This window comes from Psychrobacter sp. 1Y4 (assembly GCF_051847555.1).
On sequence record NZ_JBPYDE010000151.1, the window covers coordinates 1 to 1,052 of the forward strand.

The window sequence follows — 1,052 nt, forward strand, 5'->3', positions numbered from 1 at the left end:
AACACTTTCCCCAATGCTAACCTTTGATTTTTTGGACAAAAAAATAGCACCTATTTTGATAGATGCTATAGATACAAGTCCTATAGATTATAGTATCGAATGAAGAGAGTTCAAAATCAATTTTTGAATAACTCCCATAGGACAACTATTTCAAAAACAGTGCCATCGCCTTTTTAAACAGTCCACCATAAGGTGGCAATAAGAAATTGAGACCATTTAGTTTGGTCTGTACAAAGATAGGTTTCATATGGCTCAAGCGCTCAAAGCCTGCTCTGCCATGGTATGCGCCCGTACCAGAATCACCTACCCCGCCAAACGGTAAGTCATGCTGGGCGACATGCATGATGACTTCATTAATACATAGACCACCAGAGACCGTATTGTTACGCACGTTTTCGATGCTACTATAGTTGTCACTAAAGACATATAGCGCCAGTGGCCTTGGACGCGAGTTCACAAAATAGATCGCATCGTCGAGTGTCTCATAATGCATCAGCGGCAATATCGGGGCAAAAATCTCATTTTGCATCAGATCGCTATCAGGCGCAGGCTCGCTCACAATCACAGGTGGCATCAGACGCGTTTCTATGTTGGGCTCAACCACAGTAAGTGCGTGTATCTCATCACCTGTTAGCGCGTCTAAGTAGCCCTTAACCCGTTTAAACTGCTCACCATTGATAATGCGTGAATAGTCTGGATTGTTTTCGATATTGGGATAGTGCTTGGCCATCCACTCTTTTGCCAAATGGATAAACTGGTCATGATATTGACGCTGAATCAATACATAATCTGGGGCAATACATGTTTGACCTGCATTTAGTGTTTTGCCCATCATGACACGGTTGACCACCGACTCTAGATTGGCATCATCCAATACAATCACTGGTGATTTACCGCCAAGTTCGAGCGTCACTGGTGTTAAGTTAGGCGCGGCGGCTGCCATCACCTTTTTGCCTACAGCAGTCGAACCCGTGTATAGCAAGTGGTCAAATGGCAACTCACTAAAAGCAGTAGCAATATCAACCTCGCCCAGTACCACACAGATCATATCT

General features: G+C 44.0%; 1 protein-coding gene. It reads right to left on the minus strand.

Annotated elements, in window-relative coordinates:
- Positions 1-145 precede the first annotated feature (145 nt).
- Positions 146-1,052, minus strand: a 907-nt coding sequence (locus ACS8FC_RS14900; RefSeq protein ID WP_439297344.1) for an aldehyde dehydrogenase family protein, incomplete at its 5' end; no start/stop codon positions are given.